Annotated in this window: 17 protein-coding genes; 4 read left to right on the forward strand and 13 right to left on the reverse strand. The window is 45.4% G+C overall.

What is annotated here, in order from left to right; translation table 11 throughout:
* Positions 1-158: 158 nt before the first annotated feature.
* Positions 159-2,201: an N-acetylmuramoyl-L-alanine amidase family protein gene (locus RYL27_RS02465; RefSeq protein ID WP_314964999.1), complete on the reverse strand. Its 2,043-nt coding sequence runs from the start codon at positions 2,199-2,201 to the stop codon at positions 159-161.
* Between the two features lie 550 nt (positions 2,202-2,751).
* On the opposite strand from RYL27_RS02465, the gene RYL27_RS02470 reads away from it, so the two are divergent.
* Positions 2,752-3,798, forward strand: coding sequence for a threonine aldolase family protein (locus RYL27_RS02470; protein ID WP_314965001.1), 1,047 nt, complete (start codon positions 2,752-2,754; stop codon positions 3,796-3,798).
* A 113-nt stretch (positions 3,799-3,911) separates the two neighbouring features.
* Here RYL27_RS02470 and RYL27_RS02475 read toward each other — a convergent pair whose 3' ends face one another.
* The 3 genes from RYL27_RS02475 to RYL27_RS02485 form a co-directional block, all read right to left on the reverse strand.
* Positions 3,912-4,268, reverse strand: coding sequence for an arsenate reductase family protein (locus RYL27_RS02475; RefSeq protein WP_314965003.1), 357 nt, complete (start codon positions 4,266-4,268; stop codon positions 3,912-3,914).
* Positions 4,269-4,455: 187 nt separating this feature from the next.
* Positions 4,456-5,388, reverse strand: a complete 933-nt coding sequence (locus RYL27_RS02480; RefSeq protein ID WP_314965004.1) for an ATP-grasp domain-containing protein — start codon at positions 5,386-5,388, stop codon at positions 4,456-4,458.
* Positions 5,389-5,484: 96 nt separating this feature from the next.
* Positions 5,485-6,756 carry a dicarboxylate/amino acid:cation symporter gene (locus tag RYL27_RS02485; protein WP_314965006.1) on the reverse strand — a complete coding sequence of 424 codons (1,272 nt, stop codon included), beginning with the start codon at positions 6,754-6,756 and terminating at the stop codon, positions 5,485-5,487.
* A 451-nt stretch (positions 6,757-7,207) separates the two neighbouring features.
* Here RYL27_RS02485 and RYL27_RS02490 point away from each other — a divergent pair, with 451 nt between their 5' ends.
* Positions 7,208-8,314 (forward strand): M24 family metallopeptidase, encoded by a 1,107-nt coding sequence (locus RYL27_RS02490; RefSeq protein ID WP_304070168.1) that lies wholly within the window; start codon positions 7,208-7,210, stop codon positions 8,312-8,314.
* A 264-nt stretch (positions 8,315-8,578) separates the two neighbouring features.
* Positions 8,579-9,466 carry a proline iminopeptidase gene (gene pepI, locus RYL27_RS02495; protein ID WP_314965008.1) on the forward strand — a complete coding sequence of 296 codons (888 nt, stop codon included), beginning with the start codon at positions 8,579-8,581 and terminating at the stop codon, positions 9,464-9,466.
* Positions 9,467-9,763: 297 nt separating this feature from the next.
* On the opposite strand, the gene RYL27_RS02500 is transcribed toward pepI, so the two are convergent.
* The 9 genes from RYL27_RS02500 to RYL27_RS02540 all read right to left on the reverse strand — a co-directional run bounded on the left by RYL27_RS02500 (position 9,764) and on the right by RYL27_RS02540 (position 24,173).
* Positions 9,764-11,131: a peptide MFS transporter gene (locus RYL27_RS02500; RefSeq protein WP_314965010.1), complete on the reverse strand. Its 1,368-nt coding sequence runs from the start codon at positions 11,129-11,131 to the stop codon at positions 9,764-9,766.
* 275 nt (positions 11,132-11,406) lie between these two features.
* Positions 11,407-13,626 carry a methyl-accepting chemotaxis protein gene (locus RYL27_RS02505; protein ID WP_314965012.1) on the reverse strand — a complete coding sequence of 740 codons (2,220 nt, stop codon included), beginning with the start codon at positions 13,624-13,626 and terminating at the stop codon, positions 11,407-11,409.
* Between the two features lie 292 nt (positions 13,627-13,918).
* Positions 13,919-16,306, reverse strand: a complete 2,388-nt coding sequence (locus RYL27_RS02510; RefSeq protein ID WP_314965014.1) for a hemoblobin-interacting domain-containing protein — start codon at positions 16,304-16,306, stop codon at positions 13,919-13,921.
* A gap of 489 nt (positions 16,307-16,795) precedes the next feature.
* Positions 16,796-18,046 (reverse strand): NAD(P)-dependent oxidoreductase, encoded by a 1,251-nt coding sequence (locus tag RYL27_RS02515; RefSeq protein WP_314965016.1) that lies wholly within the window; start codon positions 18,044-18,046, stop codon positions 16,796-16,798.
* Between the two features lie 374 nt (positions 18,047-18,420).
* The gene (arcC, locus tag RYL27_RS02520; protein WP_183684814.1) at positions 18,421-19,359 is read right to left on the reverse strand and encodes a carbamate kinase; all 939 of its coding nucleotides are present in this window, start codon (positions 19,357-19,359) and stop codon (positions 18,421-18,423) included.
* A 197-nt stretch (positions 19,360-19,556) separates the two neighbouring features.
* A complete protein-coding gene (ygeW, locus tag RYL27_RS02525; protein WP_314670363.1) occupies positions 19,557-20,762 on the reverse strand; it encodes a knotted carbamoyltransferase YgeW in 1,206 nt (401 codons plus the stop codon).
* Positions 20,763-20,890: 128 nt separating this feature from the next.
* Entirely contained in the window at positions 20,891-22,219 is a 1,329-nt protein-coding gene (locus RYL27_RS02530; protein ID WP_314637196.1) for a YgeY family selenium metabolism-linked hydrolase, read from the reverse strand.
* A gap of 80 nt (positions 22,220-22,299) precedes the next feature.
* Positions 22,300-23,493, reverse strand: coding sequence for a diaminopropionate ammonia-lyase (gene dpaL, locus RYL27_RS02535; RefSeq protein ID WP_304070480.1), 1,194 nt, complete (start codon positions 23,491-23,493; stop codon positions 22,300-22,302).
* A gap of 32 nt (positions 23,494-23,525) precedes the next feature.
* The gene (locus RYL27_RS02540) at positions 23,526-24,173 is read right to left on the reverse strand and encodes a helix-turn-helix transcriptional regulator (RefSeq protein ID WP_183684816.1); all 648 of its coding nucleotides are present in this window, start codon (positions 24,171-24,173) and stop codon (positions 23,526-23,528) included.
* Positions 24,174-24,478: 305 nt separating this feature from the next.
* On the opposite strand from RYL27_RS02540, the gene ssnA reads away from it, so the two are divergent.
* On the forward strand, positions 24,479-25,810 hold the full coding sequence (gene ssnA, locus RYL27_RS02545; RefSeq protein WP_007157768.1) for a putative aminohydrolase SsnA: 1,332 nt from the start codon (positions 24,479-24,481) through the stop codon (positions 25,808-25,810).
* Positions 25,811-25,997: the final 187 nt, after the last annotated feature.

The following is a 25,997-nucleotide window of genomic DNA, read 5'->3' on the forward strand; positions in this document are numbered from 1 at the left end:
AAACTGCGTTTCTCTTGTTTTTCGCAAGTACCCACGGGCTCAGACTACCCCGCATTCAGACCTATATTGCCGAAAATTGCTTTTAAATTTTGATTTTTACAGCACCTTTTTCTATGATTTATTTCTCTTATTCGAAAAAATGATTATTCCAAAGCTTGTTAGTCTGTTACGTCAAAGAATAAATTCTCCGGCTCTTTCTCATACAGCTCTACCGTATAGAAGTATTTCAGCTTAGACTGTACTTTGTCATTCTTCTCCGGTGTGAATACCAGTTTTTCTTCGTTACTACCGCTCAGCTTTTTCACAGGATAACGTTTTATTGCCTGCAGACTATCATCCGGCTCGGTAAGATATAATGCGGTTAATTCTCCATAGATATCCCACTCTGCACCGTAAACTACGGCAATCTGATTTCCGCTTCTATTGAATCCGCTATGCTCCAAAAGCAGAACCTCTCCCTTTTTCAAATACTCCAAAACCTTCTCGGAAAAGTCGGAAGGATTGACTTTCTGCTCATCAAAGAGAGCTTCATTTCTTAAGTTCTGGGGAAGGGTGCTATTCTGCGCTTCCTCTCTTCCCAGGTTGGAAGCGGAAGCTGTTGCTTCTGAACGAGATAGGGTAGAAGCACTGGCTCTTGCTTCTGAACGAGACAGGGTAGAAGCACTGGCTCTTTGGCTTTGACCGGCTTCCTGTGTCTTTGGATACAGGGCATAAGCACTGGACCTTGTAGGAGCAAGGGCCTCGGTATAAAGCTCATCCAGGCTATGGAGTTTTCCAAAGATTTTCGCCTTAAAACTTCCGCTTTGAGGGCTTGTTCCCCGGAGATTCACCACGTCACTACTTCTTTGTAAAAGGGCATGCCGTAAAGCATCTCGTTCTGCCGCATAGTAGCTTAATCTGGAAATGTAGTTCTCTTCTCCTGCACCGTATACTCTTTCCGCTACATTCGCAGTATCATAAAAGCGGGAAGAAGCGGTTTGGGGAATGATTTCAAAAGCGTAGGTATTCTTTGCAATAACCAGATTCTCATCTTTTCTGAAGCTTCCTGCATGTAAATCGACACCCTTGGCAAATAAAGCGAATCTACTTTCTCCCTTCCTATTAATCTCTTGAAGGCGATCAGGCTCTGCTAAGCCGTTTTTAAATTTCTCCTCTGTCTCTCGGAAAGCCGCCTCTCTCTTAGCCTGCTGCTGTCTTATAAGTTCAGCATTTTCCCGGTCTCTCCGCTCTTGTTCCTCTCTCGCCTTTCTGGCAGCCTCTTTTTGCTCCGCTTTCTGCCTATCCATGCGTTCTTGATCCTGCTTAACACGTTCCCTAGAGCGTTCCTCAATTCCTTGTTTTCTCAGTATTTCATTTTGCGCATGAAAGCTAATCAACTCATCCTTTGTTGCAAAGGGATTCTTAGTTGAGGGGTTATAGCTGATCTGCCAAGCACTGCTGCTTGAACCGGAGGAACTTCCGCCTCCAGAAGAACTTCCCCCGCCGCCGGAGCCGCCACCGGAAAAGCTTCCGCCACCGCCACCGGAGCTGGAACCGCCACCTCCGCCGCCGGAGCCTCCTGCACTCTTCACCACGCCGGAGAACTTCACCGCACCTGCATTGTCCTCTGCAGCCTGGGACTGGGAAGCTCCTGTAGCCTCAGGCTTTACCTGCGCCACAAGACTTACGATTTCCTCCAAGCTCTTGCCTTCTTTTCTGGCCTGCTCCGCTACCGCTTCCTTTTCTTTCGTGCTCTGTACGCCCTTGGAAAGATCGAACAAAGGCTCGCCCTTCTCATTGGCGCACTTTCCGCCCTCCTGTACAAAGAAGCCGTCCGGTGTCTTTTCATTGTGATACATTCTTCCGGAATCTCCGGCAAAGTAATAACAGTAGCCATCAACCCACTGCCATCCGGTTGCCATCTTTCCTAAAGAATCCGCCTTGGTATCCAGGAAGAACCATTTTCCGTCCTTCTCCATCCATCCGCTTTTTAAATTCTTGCTCTGGGGATCCACAAAGTACCACTGTCCCTTGCTTTCCACCCAGCCGGTCTTCTCCTGACCGTTTCCGTCCACGTACTTCCAGTTGTTTCCATCCTGTTGCCATCTTCCTTCAGAAGCCGCAGTACCCTGTCCCTCCGCGAAAGCCTGTCCGCTAAACAAACCAAGCAGAATGGCTGTAGCCAAGGGGAACAGTACTCTGTCTATTCCTTGTTTCTTCATTTTGCCTCCATTCCGGAAAAAAGAAGGACCTCCCTGACCGACTTTTCTCTATCCCTAAGGGGTAATCCGGGCTCTGCAATATGCTGCAAAGCCTTTAGCCAACGTAACCGTTTTCTAACTACTCCCTTAAACACTCTATACTTCTAAAAAGGTCGAGGCCAATGTTTCGCAAAGCTCTCGTTGATACAAGAGGAAAATGCTTTGTCTTAAACTGTAAAGCCGGAAAATGCGTAACATTCCTCGACGGAAGACTCTCCTTCGTCTCTAAATCCGAAATCCCTGGAAGAATCCGTCTTTATTATAATCGACAAGGTTTTTGACAAGATAAGCGTTTGATTTAATTTTTTATCTCTTTTCCTATTCCGGTACCTATCGAATCGGGCTTTTTCTTTTTGTCTTCCACCTGTGGATTTTCGGTTTGGGTTTTCCTTCATTCGATATTTTCGGTTTGAACCTTTCCTTTATCCGATATTTCCGATTTGCATTTTTCTTCATCCCTATTTAAAATAAAAAAATCGAAAAAAAGATTTTCCGAGGAAAAGGAGGCAAAATGAATACCGATATCCTGCAATTACAGTCCGATTATCTGGAGGCTTGCCACGAAAACATCTTAAAACGTTTGACGGAAGAATACAGAAATCCCTATCCCGGCTATGGAAGCGACAACATTTGCGAAGCTGCCAAAGAAAAAATCCGAAAGGCCTGTCACTGTCCCGGCGCTCAGGTGGAATTTCTGGCGGGCGGCACCCAGACCAATGCTACGGTGATTGACTCCTTCCTCCCTTCCTACCAAGGCATACTCTGTGCGGACAGCGGACATATTGCGGTGCATGAAGCGGGAGCCATTGAGCTGACTAGACACAAGGTGCTCCCCCTAAAGGGAAAAGACGGAAAGCTCTCTCCGAAAGCGCTGGAAGCCTTTCTTTCCAACTTTGCCTTGGACGAAAACAAAGCCCATACCGTTCAGCCCGGCATGGTTTACCTTTCTCAGCCCACGGAATACGGCAGTCTGTACAGCAAGTCCGAGCTTATTGCCATTTCCGAGCTTTGTAAAAAGCACAAGCTATTGCTTTTCGTAGACGGTGCCCGACTGGCTTATGCCCTTGCCGCCCCGGAAAATGACATTAAGCTTCCGGATCTGGCTAAGCTATGTGATGTCTTCTATATCGGAGGCACCAAATGCGGCGCTATGTTCGGAGAGGCGGTGGTGATTCCGGATGCCGGTAGACTTCCTCATTTTTTCACCTCCATCAAGCAGCACGGCGCCCTCCTTGCCAAGGGCTGGCTTCTGGGCCTACAGTTTGATGAGCTCTTTAAGGATGAGCTCTACCTCCATATCGGCGAAAAGGCAAATGCCTACGCCCGGGAAATCAAGGCGGCCTTAAAGGATGCGGGACTCCCCCTCTTTGGAGACTATCCCACCAATCAGGTCTTCTTTGTCATTTCCCATGAAAAAATGGAACAATTAAAAAAGCAGGCGCAATACGCTTACATGGAACGCTACGATGAAAACTCCAGCGTGATTCGTTTTTGTACCAGCTGGTCCACAAGAGAAGAGGACGTGAAGAAGTGCTGTGAGATAATCAGAGGACTGTAAAAATCAGAAAAATTTTCCAAGAAATATAGGTCTGAAATTGGGGCTCAGACTCCCCCATATTCAGACCTATATTGCCGAAAATCTCAACGATTATTACCCGCAATGTCTAAATCTTATTTTTCTAAAGCCTCTACCCATTCTTTCTCTTTAAAGCCCACCAAGACCTTCTCTCCATAAAGGAATATAGGTCTCTTTACCAGCATGCCGTCTGTAGCCAGTAATGCCTCCTGCTCTTCCTCGGACATATTGGGGAGCTTATCCTTTAATTCCATGGACTTGTACAGCTGTCCGCTGGTGTTAAAGAAACGTTTTAAGGGAAGGCCGGAACGCTCCTTCATCTCATGGATTTCCTTCACGCTTGGGTTTTGCTCCTTAATCGGGCGCTTTTCAAAAGAAATATTGTGAGCCTTTAAAAAATCCTCCGCCTTTTTGCAGGTACTGCAACGGTCATAGCAAATAAATGTATTCATGGGTTTTCCTTTCTGTTCATAAGCTATCTATGTCTTCAAAATACCAACATATCCTTCTTCTATCCTATGCCTTTATTTATAGCAAAAAGGAAGGAGAATGAACATCCCCCCTCCTTCACTTTATAAAGTTTCTGACAGTCTCTTTACAAAAACTTCCAATCCGTATTCTTTATTTCCGGAAAACCTTTTACCCCTGCTCCTTTAACAGCTTTCCCAGATACTCTGCCAAATGCTCATGGGCGTAGATATTGGCATTCTTCTCTGCGGTAGGATTATAGTTGGTGTTGGTGTTTACGTCATAAACATAAATCTCTCCGCTTGCCGACTGTACCCACTCAATCGCCGCAACATCAACGCCGCTGTGCTGCAAAAATTTTGTGTAAGCCTGCTCTCTTTCCTTCTCCAAGGGCTCCGTGATTTGGAATTTTTCGGAGCTTTCCAGCTCTTCCTTCTTCTTTCCGATCTGACAACCGTCTGCCGGGCAGAGCTGGAAACCGTCGGAGGAGTCAATGGATACGGTGTATAGGAACTTCTGTCCGATAAACTCGGAACGGCGGATTCTGCCGTCTGCCGGCTTAATGTACTCCTGCAGGAGGGTGATGCCGTCTACGGAAGGCTCAAAGGCCGGGCTGTTGACATAGGCCTCCAGCTCCCCTTCATTTTGGAAAAGCTGGACTCCCAATCCCTTTCCTGCACGGTTATGCTTGGTAATCAGGGGGTAAATGTTTAGCTGTCTTGCGCCTTCCAGAATCTGATCCTGTCCTAAAACCGCCACGGTTTTGGGGTGGGGTATGCCATTTTCCTCTAAGGCAAGATACTGCTTTACCTTACTGATTTCCAGATTGATGGCACCTAAACCGTTTACCACCTTACGGCCATGTCTTGTGAGCCAGGAAAGCACCTGCTCGGTGTATTCCGGCGCATAGCGGTGTCCTCTGGTATGGGAGGAGGCAGACATACGGTTGTAGAACACGCCCTCAGGGGGTGCCTCCTGTAAATTCAGGATTCCCTTGGATAAATCCCATAGCTCATAGGGAATCTTCTTTTCTTCCAGCCACTTTACCAAATGCTGGGTCCATTCCAGATTTTCATGGATTACATATACCTTTTTCTCTGCCATATTACTTCCTTTCCGAAACTTCGTATTCTATAAATGTTTTTTCTTCCAATTCATCCTGCATGGCCAGCGAATTTTTCCTTCGTTCTATCAGATTTCTTAGCCTGCATTGGCAACAAGTTCCTTGCCTGTCACATTTTCCGCCTTTGCCGGTTTTTCTACTTTTTCCACATTCGCTTTTTTACTATCCAATACAGCCACTGCCAAAGCCTGTCCTACCACATTCAAGGCGGTTCTTCCTGCATTTGCAAAGAAGTCCACGGAGAGAATCAAGGCTACACCTTCCACCGGAAGTCCCAGCTGGGGAGCTGCTGCCAGTAAAACTACAATGGCCCCGGAGGGGATTGTTGCCGCGGTCTTTCCGATTAAACTTAAAAGGAGAACCGTAAACAGTAAGGCTTGAGGAGTGAAAGTAATACCGTAAGCATTTGCCAAAAAGACAGTTGCCAAGGCAAAATATACTGCCGCCCCTTCCAGATTAAAGGAGTAACCGAGGGGTACCACGAAATCCGTTACTGCCTCATCATAGCCTTCCTTCTTCAAACGCTTCAAAAGTGGGGGTAAAACCACGCTGGAGCCGCCGGACACGAAGGCCAGGGTCACCAAATCTCCGATACTCTTGAAAAGCTCTACATAGTTTACCTTATATAGAATAGCAATAACAGGGAAGATTACAAGTGCCAAAACGCCATAGCCAAGGTACATTCCCAGAACAAACTGTCCAAGTCCCAAAAGCTTATCCACTCCAGTCGTTGCCACGTCCTTGGCAATAAAGCCGAAGACGCCCACAGGAGAGAGTAAAATCACTGCGTCTAAAATCTTGTAAATGGCGGCAATCCAAATCTTTGTGCCGGAAAGGAAGGCTTCCTTCTTCTCCTGCTCCAGCTGGCCTACGCCATAGCCTAAGAAAATGGCAAAAATCAGAATCGGAAGTAATGCGCCGTCGGTAAGTGCCTTGAAAAGATTGGAAGGAATGAAGTTCAAGAAAAACTCATCAATCTTTACCCCGGTGGCGATTCCTTCCAAGCTTGCACCTTCCTGTCCGATATTTACTCCCTGACCAAAGCCTAAGTAATAGGAAGCAAAGACAAAAAGGGCGGTAATTCCTGTAGTTACGGCAAAGAAATACAGGAAGGTCTTTCCCAGGAGCTTCTGAAAATGATTCTTTCCCAACACCTCTGCCACAGCCACCACCACAAGGGGAAGCACCAGAGGAATAATCAGCATACTGATAAGCCGGATAAAGGCCTGTCCCAGAAACTGGTAAAAGCTTGCAAATTGGGGAAGGAAATATCCTACCGCCCCTCCTAAAAACAATGCTATCAATAATTGTAAGCCCAAGGCTATTTTTTTCTTCTTTACGTTACCCATAGTTCTCTTCTCCTTCTTCTCCCATACATTCCGCTTACTACTTTCGGATTTGCTACTTTTGAACTTGCTTCTTTTGCATTTGCCGGCTTCACACTTGCCGGTGATTCTCTTTCCGGCTTTTTACCGGCCAAGTTTTTCCTTACTGCTTCTTTCTTTTTTATATGTATTGTGTTCTGCCCTTAGTTGTATTCCTATAAACCCACTAATTAACTAGGACTTCTGTACTATAGCATAAGGGATACCCCAATGCTAATTCTTATTTCAAATGCTTAGTTATAAATTTAATCTATATCAGGCCTTTATGCTTTTTACAAATTCTGCAAAAATTTTGCATCTAATATGCCATTTTCGTTAATTTTTGCTATAATCTAGGTAGTTATGCCAAACACATTATTCTTTGGAGCAAGGAAGCAGGAAGCTCCCTTCTCCCTCTATAGAAAGGAGAAACAACATGGATCAAGGCAAGTTAGAGCGAATTTTAAAGAAGATGGAGGAGCGGAATCTTTCTCAGATGATTATCACTGACCCACCCGCCATTTTCTATTTAACCGGTAAGTGGATTCATCCCGGCGAAAGAATGTTGGCATTGTATATCAACACCAAGGGGGACAAGCATCTCTTCGTAAACCGTATGCTTCCTCAGGAGAGAGACCTTGGCGTTGAGATTACCTATTTTGATGACACGGAAGATCCTGTAGAGATTCTCTCTCGCGTAATCGAGAAGGATAAGCCCATGGGTATCGACAAGACCTGGCCCTCCCGCTTCCTCCTTCGTCTGCAGGAGTTGAAGGCAGGCTCCTCCTTCGTCAACGGTTCCGTAATCGTAGACAAGGTTCGTCAGATTAAGGACAAGCATGAGCAGGAGCTCTTGATTAAGTCTTCTTTGGTAAACGATCAGGTTATGGAGGAGTTGGTTCCTTACGTGGTTAAGGGCTTAACCGAGAAGGAGTTAAATGCCGTAACCAGAGATCTGTACAAGAAGCACGGCTGTTCCGGTGTTTCCTTCGATCCTATTACTGCCTATGGCCATGGTGCTGCGGATCCTCACCATGTTACCGACGACACCAAGGGAAAGAAGGGAGACTGCGTTATCCTGGATATCGGCGGCGTTTTGGATGACTACATCTCCGACATGACCAGAACCGTCTTCATTGGCGAAGTCAGTGAAAGACATAAGGAGATTTACCAGATTGTCCGTGATGCGAACCTTCGGGGAATCGCCATGGCAAAGCCCGGAAACAGAATGTGCGATGTGGATTTGGCTTGCCGAAACTATATCGAGGAGAAGGGCTATGGTAAGTACTTCACCCATAGAACCGGACATTCCGCAGGTATCGAGGATCACGAGGTGGGAGACGTTTCCTCCGTTAATGAAGAGATTATCGAGGTTGGACAGTGCTTCTCTGTTGAGCCCGGTATCTATATTCCTGAGGAAAATATCGGTGTGCGTGTAGAAGATCTGGTAATCATCACCGAGGACGGATGCCATGTATTGAACCACTACACCAAGGATCTTCTAATTGTAAAGGAAGACGGAAGCATCGTTAAGGGAGAATAATATAGTTTTCCCTTTATCGAATTCGTAGACTTTTCCGGAGAACTGTTGTAGCTTTTCCTTTATCGAATTCTAGACTTTCTCCTTAGAAGATTGAAAAATCCCCCAAAGGACTATCGTTCTCCCTTGGGGGATTTTTAGTATTAAGCGACTTCCGCTTCATAGTATTTCCCGTTAAATAATTAACATCTCTTGGAAAGTATGGTATGATAAAAGAAATATAATTTAAGAAAACCAGCGGCTCAGCCGGTGGAAACGGAGGACATTATGGCAAAGATTCAAGAAGGACGCATGCCTTATTTAGGCTATGAAACGTATTATCGTATTGTTGGAGAGAATAAGGGCAATAAAAAGCCTCTTCTTCTGCTCCATGGTGGACCCGGTTCCACCCACAACTATTTCGAGGTTTTGGATGACCTTGCAGAAAAGGATGGACGTCAGCTGATTATGTATGACCAGCTGGGCTGTGGAAATTCCTACCTGGACGGACATCCGGAGCTTTGGACCAAGGAGACCTGGTTAAACGAATTAATCGCACTGAGAAAGCATTTGGGATTGGATGAAGTACATATCTTAGGACAGTCCTGGGGCGGAATGCTGGCTATCATCTACGAATGCGAATGTAAGCCGGAGGGAGTTGCCAGCTATATTCTTTCCAGTACCCTTCCCTACAATGCCATCTGGGAAAGTGAGCAGAAAAGAAGAGTGGGCTATCTTCCCAAGGAGATGCAGGAGGCTATCGCCAAGGCGGAAAAGACCGGAAACTACAGTGATCCGGACTATGATGTAGCCATTACGGAGTTTATGACCAGATATTGTGCCGGTCCCTTTGGCCCGGATGCAGCAGAGTGCCTGACAAGAAAGAAAAAAGCAGGAACCGAAGCTTATGTTGCAGGCTGGGGTCCAAATGAATTTACTCCCACCGGCTCACTTCGGGATTATAATTACATGGATCAGTTGAAGGATTTTTCCAAGCCAACTCTAATCTGTAACGGTGCTGAAGACCTTTGCTCTCCCTATATTGCGAAGACCATGTTTGATGCTATCCCCAATGCAAAGTGGGAGCTTTTCCGTTATTCTCGGCACATGTGCTTTGTAGATGAAGAGGAGCTTTACAAGAAGGTATTGATGGAGTGGTTGAATCAAAACGACTAAGACTTTAAAGAAGATAGGACTGTAAAAAATCAAAAAGATTTTCTACGCAATATAGGTCTGAAACGGGGCACGCTCTCGCTAGCTTCGCCTCGTAGGGGATACTAAGCGAAAAACTGCGTTTCTCTTGTTTTTCGCAAGTACCCACGGGCTCAGACTACCCCGCATGCAAACCTATATTGCCGAAAATTCTTTCTCATCTTGATTTTCTACAGTCCCTTCTTTTTTACAGACCTTTTTATAAGGAAATGGGAGGGCTTAAAGCCCTCCCATTCTTAAATATTTTTTTCTTATATCTTCTTATGCCGTTTCTTCTACCTGATCATTGGTAATCAAGCTGTTCAGCTTTCGGTCCATAATCCAAAGAACTGCTGCAAGGATAATCAAAAGCGCTGCAATACCGAAGTTTGCCGCTGCAAAGGGCATCTTGGAAATAATGTTATACAAGGTTCCGTAGGAAAGTCCCGCAATAAAGATAGCGAAGGTCCATACCGCCATCATTGCGGAAAGGAGCTTTCCGGGAGCAAACTTGGAAATAAAGGAATTTCCTAATGGAGAGAAGGTCATCTCACCAAGAGACATACAGAAACCGAATACTACAACCCAAAGCAAGCTTGCAGGTCTTCCTGCTCTGGTAATCTCTGCCATTGCAGCCACCAGGAAAGCAAGTCCTAAAATTCCCATACCTAATGCAGTATGCTTAAAGATACTGAGTCCGCCGCCGGCGCGTTTTGCATCTCTTGCCCAAAGGAGTCCTAAAGCAGGTCCTAACAGAATGCAAAGAAGTCCATTCTCAGAGTCAAAGAAGGATGTGGGAATCGTGAATCCGAAAAGCTTCCAGTTCATGTTGATAAATTCCTTAGCATCGTTCATTGCTCCCCAGTGATCATAAACTGGAAGATATGCCAAATACCAGAAAATCCAGAAGATGGAGGAGAAGAGGGAAACGGCGATAATTGCCAGTACTCTTTGCTTCTCGATCTTTGTAAGAGGTCTGCTTGGCTCAGCTGTCTTAATGGTCTCCTTGGATGCTACTGCTTCTGCACTATCCTTAAAAGGCTTAGCTCCTGCTTCTCCCAAGGGTCCCCAACCTAAGAAGAACATAACAGCATTTACCAACATAACGATGGAGCAAACCAGGAAACAGATTCTATAGCCTCTTGCTCCTGCAATCAGTCCCACGCTGGTGGTTCCGATGAAGGAACCTAAGTTTACCATGGAATACTGGGTAGAGAATGCCATATCCAAATCCTTAGGATCGGAGAATAACTTTCCGGTGATGGAGTTGGTCTGGGGCTTAAAGAGTCCGGTTCCGATAGAAGCCAGAGCAATCATGATAGCAACATCGGTAAGACTGGATGATCTAAAGCCGAAGAAATATCCTAAGCTGATCAAAGCCATGCCGATAGGAACCAGATACTTAGCACCCACAAAATGATCGGATATGTAAGAACCGAACAAAGGCGCTAAATAGGTAAATGCTACGAAGAAAGATTGATAAGTAGCACCATTTTCCTTCGCTACTCCTAAACCACCGTCGACTACACTGGCGATTAAAAACTGTACGATGAGCCACTTTACGGAGTAAAAGCTAAAGCGCTCCAGGGTGAAGGCAAAGTTACAAATCCAGAACCCTAGCCCTCCCTTTCTTTTTACTGTGCTGTCCATAAACACTCCTCTCCTTAAGGTTTAACCCTTATCCCTGCCTTTTCTCCTTATGCCACTCTTTCTTCGGGGAAAGAAAGAATTTTTAGGGGAAAATATAGGCAGACAAAAATAAATTCTTAAGGGGAATTATAGCACTTGTACGCTTTTTCTTCAATATTCTGTAAATATTTATACATTTTGTCTTTAAATGAAATTATCTATTTTAAGGGACTTTTTAAGCTATTCATCAAGCTATCTTTGCATCTTGTCGAACTCTCTATTCATCAGCTTGTCCCTTAATCTTCCTTCAGCTGAAATTTTTCCATAAGCTCATTTAAGGTATGAGCCTGTCCGGTTAACTCTTCGGAAGCCGCGGCACTTTCCTCCGCTGTTGCGGAGTTATTTTGTACCACGGAAGAAATCTGGTCAATTCCTACACTTACCTGCTTTACGCCCTTGGCCTGCTCATCCGAGGCCAGGGAAATGTTGCTGATCATGCTGTTAATCTTCTTACTTTGTTCAGAAACCACCACTAAAGACTGGGCAGTTTCCTCGGAAAGCTTTGCTCCCTTTCCGATGGCATCAATCGCCTCTTCAATTAAGCTACTGGTATTCTGGGCTGCCTTGGCAGACTTTTGAGCCAGGTTTCCTACCTCATCCGCCACAACCGCAAAGCCCTTTCCTGCCGCTCCGGCACGGGCTGCTTCGATGGATGCATTTAAGGAGAGGATATTGGTTTGGAAAGCAATATCGTCAATGGTCTTGATAATCTTATTGATTTCCTGAGATTTCTCCGTAATATCCTGCATGGCTCTGGACATCTCATCCATCTTATTAGTGCTGACATTTACAGCCTTCTCCGCATCATTGCTTAATTTTGCCACTTCCTCGGTAATCTTTACCGTACTGTCAATCTTGTGGGAAATATCATCCATGGTAGCGGAGAGCTCTTCAATGGAGGAAGCCTGTTCCGTAGCCCCTTCGGAAAGAGACTGGGCGGCATTACTTACCTGATCCGCGCCTTCCTGTACCTGCTCTGCGGAATTTCTGATTTCCTTCATAGTATTGGACAGGTCTCCCCGAATATCTCTAAGAGACTGTAGGAGGGGCGCATAGGCACCGGCATAATACTCCTGATCTTCCATATCCACCCGGAAATTTCCCTTGGACAGCTCGCTGAGCTTATTTTGCAAGTCGGAAATAATAGTCCGGATTCTCTGCATGATTTCTCTCATGCTCTCTGCCAGCTCTCCAATTTCGTCTTTCTTATTGTACTGAATATCTACATCGAAATTTCCCTTGGCCACTTCCACTCCGGAAGAAGAAATTTTCTTCAAAGGTGCCAATGAAGTACGAATCAGGAAATGGGTAAGAGCAATCAAAACCAATACTCCCAATAAATTGGTCAGCATGGCAGTCTTGACCAAAGTCATCAGCGTGGCATTGTACTCTGCTTCAGAAAGGCTGACACTCACCCACCAATCTGCATCTCCTACTTCTACCGGGGCAAGAAAACGCTTTACCTGCCCCTTGTCCAAGCTGTCGGTAACCACATTAAAAGATTTTCCCTCTGCCTTCATGCTTTCCAGAGTATTGTATGCCTCCTCCGGTAAAGTATCCTTCACGGGTTTTGCAATCGCATCCGCATCCATAGAATAAGCAATATTTCCACCATGATCTGTCAAATCAACAGCCAAGGATGGAAAACGTTCGTCCGATTGCTGCAGAAGTTCGAAAACATCCATTTTCATATCCACAAGAACATAGCCCTTAAATTCCTCTTTAATAACGATAGGAACCATAATGGAAAAGACCCAGTCCTTGGTATAGGCATCCTGATAAATGTTGCTAACGCTAAGCTTTTGTGTCTCTTTTAAATGCTTAAAATCCTCTTCTTCCTGATAACCTGCGGAATAGGTCTGCACAGTACGAGTCTTGGCATTTTCCTTGCTAAGATACAGGGAATAGTCATCCACGCCGGGAATGAAGGCGCCCTTATCAAAATAAACTCCTACGCCAAATACGCTGTCATCACTGTTTACCGCCGCGTAAAGAGAGTCCAACATGGCAGACTCCGCATTATAAAGATTTGCCGGAATGGCAACATTTCTTACCCGTGACTGGAAGGTAGTCGGTCCCATCACCTTGGTGGCAACGGCATTTCCATTCCCATCCACAATATTCCAGATATTGGCAGGCACAGCTCCCACCTCTTCCTGGGTTTCATAAGCCGACATAATGCCCTCTCGGATGGTTTCCGCAACCACCTGATTCTGGTAAAGAATATTTTCAATATCATTGATAGCCATGTGGGTTTTATCTACCATATTGCTGTCAACGGTCTTTTCCATACTGCTCTTACTAATATTAATTAGAATAGAGCCTGTCCCGATAAGCGCTATCGCCGAGCAAAGGCCGATTAGAATCGACATTTTACTGCTTAAACGCAAGCTTTGGAACAAGCCTCCCTTCTTCGCTTTCGGCTCTTTTTTCTTTTGTTCCACTCCTTTTTTCATTTTCTCTTCTCCTTAAGTGCTAAAACACAGCTGTTCATCTGCTGACTCCTAAGTTTTTCGTCCCAAGCAAAGAAAAGAATAAGAAGTATAGAAAATTCTTATGCGTTTGACTTGATATATAAATTAAATTTTATAGCGATATGCCCAATAGAACCTATCCATTCCTGTTTTTTACTCTTTAAAAAATACAAAAAAGCGGTGGAAGAAAGTCTCCGGTTTTTATCCCGTTTTTCTTTCACCGCTTCTTTCTTATGCATTTTCTACAAACTATCTGCTATCCACTTAGCGATACTTAAGATAGAGGAATGGTAGCTACTTCGTATCCTTCCGCTTCAATGCGAATCTCCTGCTCTTTATCCCCATTGTCTGTAGGAATGGAGAATAAAAGTAAATCTGCTAATTCTTTCTCTCCTTTTGAGTCTCCGAAGCTAAACTTCTCTCCCATCTTCAACAAATCAGTACTGAAAGGTGCCATTTGTCCGTATGTTCTTCCTGCAACGGTCAGACTCTTGATACTCTTTAGGTATTTCTGAACAGCCTTTCTGTCTCCCTGGAAAGAAAGCTCGTAATATCCCTGAGCCTCTTTCTTCTCAAGCTTATCTACTACAGGTGCGGACTTTGCCTCAGCCTGTGTGTATTCAATCACAAGATTCTCATAGCCGTCTGCTTTCAATATAAGCTTATGAGCTCCTGCTTCTTTAGGATAATAATTTAAGTTTAAAGTGATACTTGTACCCTCAGTCGTGACAAAGAAGCTTGGTTCTCCTATTCTCACAAAGGCATCAAAATATTTTTCCTCAATTTTTTGATAGTGTACATCATCAATAACTACCTCGTTAAGGGCGCCGAGAAATTCTTTTTGACCCTTACTAAGGTTATTAAATGCGAAAAGTTTTACGTTATACTCTCCTGCCTCCGTTCTGTCGAAGTCTTTAGGGATAATCTTCTCCGGCTTCTTAAGATCTAGCTTTTCATCCTGAAGCTCTTCCTTTGTTGCATTAACATGAAGAGTTACCGGATTATAGCCATCTGCCTGAATTTCAACAGTGTTCTCTCCCTCATGGAAGGACTTTTTGTTAAAGTTAAGAGCATTGAGATATCCTCTCACCTTTTCTTTTCCCCTAAGGTCATGCCAATATGTATTTGCTTCTTTACTTAAATCCGCTTTAGCATCTCCCACTGCATATTCAGTCTGATTTACCGTAACCTTATTAATGCTAAGCAGCAACTCTTGAAGCTCATTGATCTGATTTCCTTCATCAAAGGATAAAACAAAGCAGTTTTTAGCTTCATCATAAGACAAGGTATGTGTTCCAGGCCAGTTCTTTAAATTGTTCTCAGGCTGTGCCGGAGTTTCTGGCTGAGTTGGATTCTCAGGCTGTGCCGGGGTCTCAGGCTGTACCGGAGTCTCAGGCTGAGTCGGGTTCTCGGGCAGAGCCGGGGTTATCGGAGTTTCAGGCTGTGTCGGGTTCTCAGGCTGGGCCGGGGTTACCGGAGTCTCAGGCTGAGTCGGATTCTCGGGCTGTGCCGGTGTCACTGGAGTTTCAGGCTGTGTCGGGTTCTCGGGCTGTGCCGGTGTTACCGGAGTTTCCGGCTGAGTCGGATTCTCAGGCTGTGCCGGAGTTACAGGAGTTTCCGGCTGAGTCGGGTTCTCAGGCTGTACCGGAGTCACCGGAGTTTCTGGCTGAGTCGGGTTCTCAGGCTGGGCCGGGTTTACAGGAGTTTCCGGCTGTGTCGGATTCTCAGGCTGTGCAGGAGTTACAGGAGTTTCCGGCTGAGTCGGGTTCTCGGGCTGTGCCGGAGTTTCTGGCTGAGTCGGGTTCTCGGGCTGGGCCGGAGTTACCGGAGTTTCAGGCTGAACTGGATTCTCGGGCTGGGCCGGGGTTACCGGCGTCTCGGGCTGAGTTCCGGGTGTTTCTGTACCTGTAGATGCTCCTGTTCCCTCTGTAGAGGGAGTAGGAGTTCCTGCGGCACTTCCTCCGGTTGCTGTTCCTGTAGAGGTTCCGCTTGTAGCGGTTCCGGCTGTAGCGGTTCCTGCTCCTCCTGTGGTAGATACAGTTGCTCCGCCTCCGATGGATCCGCCACCTCCACCACCGCCGAAGCTTCCGCCTCCGGGTGCTGCAATGGCTCTACTTGCTCCAAGAACCTGTCCGGGAAGAGCACGGCTTGCTCCCGCTACCTGCTGGGAAGAAGCTGCGGATGGAAGTCCCTTGCCTGCCTCATAGACAGCATCTCCATTTTCCCCGTGAAGCCACTGTCCGCTCTGATTTACATAATAGCCATCCGGAGTTCTTCCATTTACTACGAGAACACCGTAATTGCTGTCATCGGTAGGCATCAGATAGTAGCAATAACCGTCAATCCACTGCCATCCGGTTAATAATCTACCCTGCTGTGCGCCGGATTCTGTGCTGAGGAAATACCATTTTCCATCCAGCTGTAACCAACCGGTCTTTAACTGTCCGTTTTCCGGATTCAGATAGTACCATTCCTGGTTATATACTACCCAGCCCTTTACAGACTGTCCTTCTGCATTCCGGAATACCCATGCATTGTTTTCTACCTGCCAGCTTCCCGAAGTATTGCTCTTACCTGTCTGGGCAAATGCAGAAAAGCTCGGTGCAAGCATCATCGCCATTACTGTGGCAATGACTGTCGTCTTCAAACCGCGTCTAACCATTTCTTCTTAGTTCCTTTCAAAGTCAACTTGCTGTCCCTCTGTCTAAAATTCATTCTCTCCCTCAAATGAATATTGTACGATTTTAATAATATATCATAAAAACTAAGCTAATTTTCTCTTAAGACTATTGTAGTTTTTAATAATGCTATTTATAAATTAAATAGTATGCTTGCTTTTCTTTAAGTTCGAAGTTTCTCAGCATCGGTTAGGGCTTTAGACGGATTGTTTCCCATATCGCTCCGGTATATCTCCAAAAAATCCCACAAAAAAAGGACTGTAATCAAAAAATAAAAATTTTCGGCGATATAGGTCTGAATGCGGGGTAGTCTGAGCCCGTCGGTACTTGCGAAAAATAAGTGAAACGAAGTTTTTCGCTTAGTATCCGCTACGAGGCGAAGCTAGCGAGAGCGTGCCCCGTTTCAGACCTATATTGCTTAGAAAATTTATTTTATTTACAATCCTTTTTTTAAATTGATTTTTACCTTTAAATTAAGAAGCACTTTCCTCGGCAGTTTTTGTCATTTCCTTCAGATTCTTCTTCGCCTCACAATAGGCTTCCATTTCCTCCGCCACAATCTTCGCCTGATGCACCGCTTCCACTACAGTTTTGGCACCGGTTACCACGTCTCCGGAAGCAAAGGTTCCTTCCTTCGTCGTATGCCCCTTTTCATCCGTAAGCAGTAAGCCTAAATTGTTGGTATCCAAATCTGTAGTGTTGGAAACAATATTGGCTCTGGGGTTCTGGCTGATGGCTACGATAATGCTGTCCGCCTTAAAGAATACTTCTTCCTCCGGCTGCCCCTCTTCCTGCTTCTTCAGGATAATGCCGTCGTCCGTAATTTCCACCGGGGAGTGATGAAGCAGAAATTCTACGCCATCCTCCTCCGCCTCGGCAATTTCCTTCTTGCTGGCGGTCATATTTTCCATGCCCTTACGGTAAATGATGGTGGCTCTTGAGCCGCTTCTTTTTGCGGTTCTGGCAGCATCCATGGCTACATTTCCCGCACCGATGATAGCAACATTTTCTCCTAAATGATATGTCTCCGGAGACTTTAAGTAATCAATGGCAAAATGCACATTTCCAAAGCTTTCTCCCTTGATGCCCAGGGTTCTCGGGTTCCATACGCCGGTACCGATAAAGGCCGCGGCATAACCGTCCTCAAAAAGCTTATCCAGAGAAAGCACCGGTCCAATCAGGATGTTGGGACGAATCTTTACCCCAAGATCCAGCAAATGCTTTTCCAAAAGGTCAATGATATATTTCGGAAGACGATACTCCGGAATTCCATAACGAAGTACGCCGCCGATTCTGTTTCGGGACTCGAAAATCGTTACCTTATATCCCCTTCTTTGCATCAAAAGGGCAATAGTAATTCCGGCAGGACCACCGCCGATTACCGCGATACGGTCCTTGTTCTCCGCCCCCTTTTCAAAATGCAGTTCTTCCAGATATTTTAAAGAGATTTCCTCCTCCATCTTATAGAAGGGAATGGGAATCCCCTTCACTCCGCGAATACAATTACCCTCGCACTGCTTCTCATGCTCGCAAACCAAAGCGCAGATGGCAGAAAGCGGGTTATTCTCAAAAAGAATTTCTCCCGCCTTTTTCAGTTCACCCTGCTTATACAGCTCAATAACCTCCGGAATAGAGGTATTTACAGGACAATGCTTGGAGCATCGTGGATTCTTACATAACAAACAACGGTTGGCTTCTTCCATTAAAAATGCATTCTGACTCATCTTCTCTCCCTTAACCCTTACTCTAAAACCTTAGTCTAACTCTCTTTTCAGAAGAAAAATTCTACCACAGATTATTATCGACCATTGTTTATTTCTACATTCATAGTTCTAAAATTTTTATAACTAAAAAAGGATCTGTAAAAAATCAATTTAAACATAATTTTTTCGGCAATATAGGTCTGAATGCGGGGTAGTCTAAGCCCGTCAGTACTTACTGAAAGCGAGTAAAGCGAAGCTTGAAGTTAGTACTGCTACGTGGCGAAGCTAGCGAGAGCGTGCCCCGTTTCAGACCTATATTGCTTAGAAAAAAATTATTGATTCTTTACAGTTCCCTAACTGTCAGTAAATGTAGACTTTCGAAGAAAAGCTACTTCTTACTTCTTGGTAATCTTGGTTCCTGTCTTACCCTGTAATGCTTCTCTTGCCTTCTCCAAAAGGGTAATCATAGCTTCATTTCCCTTCTTAGCGGAAGCGAACTGGATAGCAGCCTGTACCTTTGGAAGCATGGATCCGGGAGCGAACTCGCCCTGGTCTGCATACTTCTGAGCCTCTTCTACGGAAAGGTCTGTTAACCACTCCTGATCCGGCTTACCGTAACGGATAGCAACCTTCTCTACAGCAGTCAAAATAATCAGCATATCTGCTTCCAAACTCTCTGCCAAAAGGGCTGCAGCGAAGTCCTTATCGATAACCGCAGCGGCTCCGGCAAGGTGCTTTCCTTCAGAAACCACGGGAATTCCGCCACCACCGCAGCAGATTACCAGCTCTCCCGCATCGGACATAGCCTTAATTGCGGAAAGCTCTACAATCTCCTTTGGCTTTGGAGAAGCAACTACACGACGGTATCCACGTCCTGCATCTTCCTTAATGTTCCAGCCTCTCTTCTGTGCCTCAGCCTCAGCCTCTTCCTTGGTCATGAAACGACCGATTGGCTTGGTTGGATTCTGGAAAGCAGGGTCATCCTTATCTACACGAACCTGAGTTACTACGGTTACTACTGGAGGTACCTTTCCTCCTCTGTTCAAGAATTCCTCTCTCAAGGCATTCTGGATATCATAACCGATGTACGCCTGGCTCATAGCTACACATACGGAAAGAGGAGTCGGATCTTCCTTATGCTCGGAAGCAAACTCTCCCATAGCATTGTTGATAACACCAACCTGAGGACCGTTTCCGTGAACAACTACTACTTCATTTCCGTCTTCTACAAGGTCAACGATAGCCTTTGCGGTGGTCTTTACGGCTACCATCTGCTCCGGCAAATTATTTCCCAGGGCATTTCCCCCTAAGGCGATAACAATTTTCTTTCCCATAATTATTCTCCAATAAAAATTTTTACTCCTGAAACAGGAAAAATAGGCTTTTCAAATCCTTTTTAAGGGAAGAATAGCGCCCCGAATAAATCGGGACGCTATATCATTCTCCCTCTAAGCGTTTATTCTTAACGAGTATCGCACGCGTAGTGTGCGATATCTCGTTTTGCTTCAAAGGTTCTATCTGTCTGCATAAATTATGCTTCGAAGATTCTATCCTGTCCGCGCTTCTGTAACTCCTCTAATACCTTTGCTGGATCCTTGAACTTCTCAAGAAGGATCATAGCTGCGATAACGTATGGCTTGAAGGAAGCCTCCTTGTAAAGTGGGTCTCTGTAACGATCGAATACAGTTGCGTCAACCTCACCTTCCTTGCAGGATACGCCGGTGATATCAGCAGGTAAGCAGTGCATGTAGAGAGCCTTTCCGTCCTTGGTCAGCTTCATCATCTCTTCTGTACAAGCCCAATCCTTGTGCTGAGCGTTCTGTGCAAGAAGCTCCTTCTCAAGAGCCTTGATGCCCTCTGTGTCGCCCTCACCGTAAAGGTTGGTTCTCTTCTCCATAGCTGCAAATGGAGCCCAAGACTTTGGATATACGATATCAGCATCCTTGAATGCTTCCTTCATATCGTTGGTAACCTTGAAAGATCCGCCGGACTCCTTAGCATTCTTCTCTGCTACGTCTACAACGTCCTTCATTACATCATATCCTTCCGGATGAGCAAGAACTACTTCCATACCAAGTCTTGTGAAAAGGCCGATTACACCCTGAGGTACGGAAAGTGGCTTTCCGTAAGAAGGAGAGTATGCCCAAGTCATAGCCAGCTTCTTACCCTTTAAGTTCTCGATTCCGCCCATCTCGTGGATTACGTGTAAAGCGTCAGCCATACACTGTGTCGGGTGGTCAATATCACACTGTAAGTTAACCAGTGTAGGTCTCTGCTCTAAAACGCCGTCCTTGTGTCCTGCCTCAACAGAATCAGCAACCTCGTGCATGTAAGCATTTCCCTTACCGATGTACATATCATCACGGATACCGATAACATCAGCCATGAAAGAAATCATGTTAGCGGTCTCACGAACGGTCTCACCGTGAGCAACCTGAGACTTTCCTTCATCCAAATCCTGAACCTCTAATCCAAGAAGGTTACAAGCGGAAGCGAAGGAGAAACGAGTTCTTGTGGAATTATCACGGAATAAAGAAATTCCTAAACCGGAATCAAAAACCTTAGTGGAGATGTTTCTCTCTCTTAAGTTTCTGAGTGCATCTGCTACATCCCATACTGCCTTTAACTCATCATCAGACTTTTCCCATGTAAGGAAGAAATCGTTTAAGTACATCTTGTCAGTCTTAAGTCCCTTAATTTCCTTTACTAACTCTTCAAACTGCTGCTTCTTATCCATTTTAATCTCCTTTAAAAATGTGTTTATCCGATAAAGCCCTATGGCTTAATCTTTATTCTTATTTTGTACCCTCTACTCCGGCATGGCCGAAAAGTATAGTACCTGATTTACACTTTAGACTCTAAAGCTTAGTCACAGTAGTACTGTGGAAGTGCTGCGTAGAATGCTGCACAGGTTACCAAGTCCTTCTTCCATGTGATCTCGTTAGGTGCGTGAGCCTGAGCCTCAGCTCCGGGTCCGAATCCGATTACAGGGATTCCGTTTCTTCCCATGATGGAAACACCGTTTGTGGAGAAGGTCCACTTGTCAAGAAGAGGTCTTGGCTCTCTCTCAGCCACTGTATCTACTTCACCGATTCTCTTCTCACCGAAAAGATCCTTGTAAGCAGCAACGGAAGCCTTACATAACTTGTGATCCTCAGGAAGTACCCATGTTGGGAAGTAGCACTCGATTGGGTATACACATCCTGTGAAGGAAGGACGATCATAGTTGTACATAGAAACTACTACATCCTCACCGTACTTCTTTACTGCAGGAAGCTGTCTGATTTCCTCAAGGCAAGACTCCCAAGTCTCTCCGGCAGTCATTCTTCTGTCTAAAGATACAGCGCAGCTATCAGCTACTGCACAACGAGAAGGAGATGTGAAGAAGATCTCGGAAGCGGTAACAGTTCCTCTTCCTAAGAAACGAGCCTCTTTCCACTGCTCATTGTACTTCGGATTTAACATCTTAACCAATCCGCGGATAGAAGTAGACTCTGCATCTCCGTTGTTGTTTAATGCACGGACATCGGAAAGGATGTCAGCCATCTTGTAGATTGCATTGTCTCCTCTTTCAGGAGCGGAACCGTGGCAGGAAACACCCTTCACGTCAATGCGGATCTCCATACGTCCTCTCTGTCCTCTGTATAATCCACCGTCTGTAGGCTCGGAAGATACAACGAACTCAGGACGAATCTTGTCTTCGTTGATGATGTACTGCCAGCAAAGACCGTCACAGTCCTCTTCCTGTACAGTTCCTACTACCATAACGCGATACTTATCGTTCAGAAGTCCCATGTCCTTCATGATCTTAGCAGCATATACTGCAGAAACGGTTCCGCCAAGCTGGTCGGAAACACCTCTTCCACCGATCTTGGTGTCATCCTCATATCCGTCATATGGATCAAATGTCCAGTTTGATCTGTTTCCGATTCCTACGGTATCGATATGTCCGTCGAAGCAGATCAAAGTCTTTCCAGATCCCATGAATCCCATTACGTTACCCTGTGGGTCAACCTTAACCTCATCAAAGCCCACCTTCTCCATCTCGTTCTTGATGGTCTCAACGTGCTTTGCCTCGTCAGCGGACTCTCCTGGGTTCTTTACGATTGCTCTTAAGAAAGCGCTCATGTCAGCCTTATAGCCTTCTGCTCTCTTCTTAATCTCTTCCAAAACTTCCTTATTTAACTGTCCCATACTAATATCCTCCTTAGTTATATATAAGCCTGTTATCCAGGGTGTTGCACAATTTGTTTCTTTGAAAATGAAGCCTATTCTTACTTCTCTTTTGCTTCCCAGATGATGTTCTTCCAACGCTCAGGGTCGGTATCTCCCTCAGTATTGAAGCAAAGCACCTTACTGTTCTCGTTAAGCTGTAACTTCTCTCTTAAATCCTTGAAGTCATCCTGTAACATGATGGCAGCCAATGCACCGAAGCCTGCTGCACCGGACTCTCCGGAGAAGACCTGATCGTCTCCCTTTAACGGAGCGTTCAGCATTCTCATTCCTCTTGCCGCAACGATATCCTCTGCAGAGATAAATGCCTTTGCATGGTTCTTCAAGATATCCCAAGAAGTGATGTTCGGCTCTCCGCAAGCAAGACCTGCCATGATGGTAATCATGTCGCCGTCTACAATACGGATGTTTCCGTCATTTGCCACAGCGCCCTTGTAAAGACAATCTGCAACGGAAGCCTCAACCACAACCATGATAGGAGGATTCTCCTTGTAACGGTTAGCAAAGTATCCTACAACTGCACCTGCCAAGGAACCTACACCGGCCTGTACGAATACGTGGGTAGGTCTTTCTCCCAGCTGGTCGGCAGCCTCATCCGCCATGGTTCCATAACCTTCCATAATCCAAGCAGGAATCTTCTCATAGCCTTCCCAAGCGGTATCCTGTACTACGATTCCATGCTCTTCCTTCTCGGCAAGAGCTGCAGCCTGTCTTACACACTCGTCATAGTTTACATCGGAAATCCATGCCTTGGCATTCTCAGCCTTGATGTGATTCAAACGGGTCTCTGTAGAGCCCTTCGGCATGATGATTACACAGTTCTGTCTTAACTTATTAGCCGCCCAGGCTACTCCTCTTCCGTGGTTTCCGTCGGTAGCGGAGAAGAAGGTTGCTGTTCCGAACTCTTCCTTTAACTTCTCGGAGGTTAAAACATTGTAGGGAAGCTCGGAAATATCCTTTCCGGTTTCCTCGGCAATGTAACGAGCGATAGCGTAGGAACCGCCTAATACCTTGAAGGCATTTAAGCCGAAACGATAGGACTCATCCTTCACGTAGATGTTTCCCAGGCCAAGATATTTTGCCATATTGGGAAGCTTGCAAAGAGGGGTCTCAGAGTACTGAGGGAAGCTCTCGTGGAAGGTTCTTGCTTTCTTTACTTCCTCCATAGACATAAGAGGAAGATTCTTGTCCTCTGTCTTTGGCATTTCATTAATTTTCCATTTTAAATCCTGCATGGCTATTCCTCCTTTTTTTCGCCACTATACTGTTACTTTTTGCTTTGGTCAATATAGCTGTATAAAGTAAATTTGCTGATGCCGTAGAAATTGGAAACCTTGTCTCCCGACTTGGTAATCAGGAAGGCTCCCGCATCCCGTAAGAACTGGATGGCTTGGATTTTTTCTTCCTTATTCATCAGAGCCGGCGGCTTTCCAATCCGCTTCACGCTTTGATTAATCAGGTTGTCCAAAAGGTCATTCACGTTCAAAGGAATCTGCCCGTCCCCGTTACTGTCATGGCTCTCCACCGTGGTGATGGACTGTAATGCCGCATCCACATTCATCAGTGCGGTTACATCATAGTTGATGCCCAGAACCCAGCGGTATTTTCCGGTGCTGTCCTTCAGGAAAACTGTAGAGGACTTTAGGATTCTGCCGTCCTGGGTAGTGGTGCGATAGCCCAGATGATCCACAATGATGTCTCCCTTTTCTATCGCTTCCAGGGTTTCCAGTACCACCTTTGAGGCGCCGTCCCCTATCTTCCTTCCGCTCACATGTCCGTTAATGATGAAAATGATGGTATGCTCCAAATCCTTTACGGAAAGATCATGGATACAAACCTCGCAATCCTTTCCGAACTGTCTGGCAATACCGTGAGCCGTACTCACCAGCATTTCCAAGCTGCTATCCTCTGTCATTTTCCCTCCTTTCTACCGGAATTTATGCTTTCAAAATCTATCGAAATGCACTACCTAAAAAATTTTTATGTACCCCTATCTTAGCACGGTTTTTTTACTTTGCAATGGTTTTTTCAAAAAATTTTTTAGCTTCCAAAAATTTTTTTATGTTCTCCATTGCAATTACTTTCAGGGAATGATAAAATCCTATCAAATATGTTTTTCCCTAGAATTTTCAAGGCTTTACAGCGATTTTTTTAGGGAAAACTGTATACAATTTTTCGCACTGAGCCAAGGGCTCTTAGAAAGAAAAGGAGGATTGAGCTATGTTTTTAATCGGAAATGGACGTCTTTTCACCAGAGACGAAAAGAACAGCTTTTTCGAGAATGGCGCAGTAGTTTGGACAGACAACACTATTGTAGAAGTAGGAGATTTTGAGACATTAAAGAAAAAATACGCAGACGCGGAATTTATTGATGCAAAGGGTGGTGTGATTCACCCTGCTTTTATCAATACCCATGAGCACATCTACTCTGCTTTGGCAAGAGGCTTATCCATCAAGGGTTATGCTCCTAACGGATTCTTAGAGATTCTGGACGGACTTTGGTGGACTATTGACCGTAATCTGGACAACGACTTAACCAAACTTTCCGCAGAAGCTACTTATTTAGAATGTATCAAGAACGGAGTAACTACCATCTTCGATCACCACGCTTCCTTCGGAGAGATTTCCGGATCCCTTTTCGCCATCGAAGAGGCTGCCAGAGACTTCGGCGTGCGTTCCGTTCTTTGCTATGAGATTTCCGATCGTGACGGTAAGGAAAAGGCACATGCCGCTATTAAGGAAAATGTTGACTTCGCAAAGCACGCTCTTTCCCTGAAGGACGACTTCATTAAGGGAATGATGGGTATGCATGCAAGCTTTACCATCTCCGATGAGACCATGGAGCTTTGCCGTAAGGAGAAGCCGAAGGAGATTGGATACCACATCCACGTGGCGGAGGACATCTTAGACCTTCACCGTTGCTTAAAGGAGCACGGCAAGAGAATCGTAGACAGACTCTATGACTGGGACGTATTGGGGGAGAAGACTCTCCTTGCCCACTGCATCTATGTAAATCCTCACGAGATGGATTTGATTCGCGATACCAACACCATGGTAGTACATAATCCGGAATCCAACATGGGTAATGCCTGCGGATGTCCTCCTACCATGGAGATTGTACATAAAGGGATTCTTACAGGATTAGGTACAGACGGATACACCCATGATATGATAGAATCTTGGAAGGTGGCTAATATTCTCCATAAGCATCATTTGGTAGACCCGGGTGCCGCTTGGGCAGAGGTTCCGGAAATGCTTTTCCAGGGCAATGCTCGTATCGCTAACCGTTATTTTGAAAAGAAACTGGGCGTATTAGAGAAGGGTGCAGCTGCAGATATCATCATCACCGACTATATCCCGCCAACACCGATGAATGCCGGTAACTTAAACGGCCACATGCTCTTCGGTATGAACGGTCGTTCCGTAGTTACTACCGTAGGAAACGGTAAGGTTCTGATGAAGAACAGAGAGCTTCAGGGAATCGACGAAGAGAGATGCCTTGCCAAGATTCGTGAAGGTGCAGCTCGTTTAGAGAAGAAGATTAACGGTTAAAACGGAATTTCATAAAAAGCAAAGCTTTTCTATAGAGGAAAGGGTAGCTGAGAACCCTTTTCGTTCTGGAAACTTTGTTCGCAACATTAATGGGCCATTCTTGGTCAGGCAAGAATACCCCATCAGGGAAAAGCCCTTCTGTCTATCAGGAGAAGACGCAGGATCTTAAGCAGGAGGGCAAAAATTC

Source organism: Oribacterium sinus, assembly GCF_963537195.1.
Classification (GTDB): Bacteria; Bacillota; Clostridia; order Lachnospirales; family Lachnospiraceae; genus Oribacterium; species Oribacterium sinus_A.